1 protein-coding gene is annotated in these 1,701 nt (G+C 55.4%); it reads left to right on the top strand.

Going from position 1 to position 1,701, the window contains the following annotated elements:
- The first annotated feature begins 169 nt into the window (after window positions 1-169).
- Window positions 170-1,378 (top strand): HEPN domain-containing protein, encoded by a 1,209-nt coding sequence (locus C0Z18_RS32370; protein WP_102649534.1) that lies wholly within the window; start codon window positions 170-172, stop codon window positions 1,376-1,378.
- Window positions 1,379-1,701 lie beyond the last annotated feature (323 nt).

The raw sequence follows: 1,701 nt of genomic DNA, 5'->3' as shown, positions 1-1,701 counted from the left end.
GGCATCATACGACGCACCAGGGCTTCTTTTCGTTCTGCTGAGTAGGCTTTCATTCATGCCGATTCTACCGCCCCCGGACCTCGTCTAAGATTCAAACGACACGACAACTAGTCTGACGCCGGGGGGAGCGTCACCGCGCATTGAAAACGATAATTTACAGAGGTTACAAGTGAAACCCGATCCGAGACAGGCGATCCGCCAGTTTGCCGTAGCGCTTCACGACCCCAAAGCGCCAAACGCGATATCCGCCGACGGCATGCTACCGCTCATACGGTATCTGCTTGCAAATGCGCCCTGGTCTGAGCTGGTCGATGTTTCCGGCGCTGTCTCGCTTATTTTCTCGGCCGCAACTCGCGCCGAGGCTGTCAGGAAAGAGAAAATTGACACGTCAAATGTAGCGGCACCTCTTGAGTGGGCTGACATTGTCACTGACGAGATATTGCGCCACCCCAGAACATATCTGACATTAATCAAGCTGCCCGGACTATCGATTGCAGGCGAACTAAACCTCACGATTGGAAAACGCGCCCGCATTATACGATCTGACCTCGGCGGCCCTCCATCCATGTTTGACTCATCGTCAGGTCTCTTGGGAATGCTGACTCAACCAGGCGGCTTGAAAGGGCCAAATGCAAAGGAAAATCCCGTTTGCCTGGAGATTAGCGCAAGCGGTTATCTGGACAGGTCGGAAAGCAGCTCCGCCGCTAGCCATGCGATTTCGCGGGCAAAGCAGGTGCTTCAGATTTTCAATCTGGCTGGAAGTGGCCTGATCCTCGACTTCTATTCCGCCTCGACGCAGGACAGCGAAATGCTCGGCTACGAGCCCGACAGGCCGACAAATATTCTGAAGATCAGCCTATCCGAGCAGTTGCGGCAGCGGCTTGGAACATGCCGGTATGTCGAGCCGCCAACGTTGGGCGGAGGCCTATTCGGCCTCGGCTCTGAGCAGCCTGTGTCTCAGGTGGAGTCGATTGCCAACAGCTTGCGGCCTTATACAGCGTTGCTATCTACTGGAGAGGAAAATCAAGATGCTATGAGAATTCTTACCGGACTTGAATGGGCGTTCGATGCCGACGTTGAGCGTAACGAAACACAGGCATTGCTTAATGCGTGCATCGGTATTGAAGCGATATTAGGCAAATCACAAGAGACGGGGCTCACTGACAAGCTGGCCGACCGATGCGCCTTCATGTTGGGGCGAGGCGCACGGCAACGCGAACAGATAGCGTCAGATTTTAAAAAGATCTACGATGCGCGCTCCAAGGTCGTACATGGGCGTCGTCGGCGTTTGCAGCCACATGAAAGAGGTATGCTCGACCAAGCCAAACGGCTACTCCGCGACATCCTTAGGCGCGAGGCTGCTGAATTTACTGGATAACCTGGGTTGTCGCCGGGGTCTTATCTACGACTACCGATAGGCGACCCGGCATATCTGGGGCACCCGCAGTATTTCTGTCATTCAAGCGCAGCGCTGCGAGGAACGAGCCAACAATAAGGTCGGCGCGTCCCGCGCTGAGGCAGTTGTGTTCGGATGAAACGGCGGTTTTCGGGCACATCGACTGTCTCCTCTGGGTCGAGGCTGTGTGGAAACTCCATTTTTGCGGTAGAAGGCTGGACTACCCCCGCGAGGTCGAACGACTTCAGTCGATCGACCGGGCGCAAATCGAGAATTGTGGCGGCAGAAAGCCCTTCCGGGCTCTA

The organism is Trinickia dabaoshanensis (genome assembly GCF_002879885.1).
Lineage (GTDB): Bacteria > Pseudomonadota > Gammaproteobacteria > Burkholderiales > Burkholderiaceae > Trinickia > Trinickia dabaoshanensis.
The sequence above is the reverse complement of the archived record's forward strand: the minus strand, read 5'-3'. Positions and strand labels throughout refer to the sequence as shown.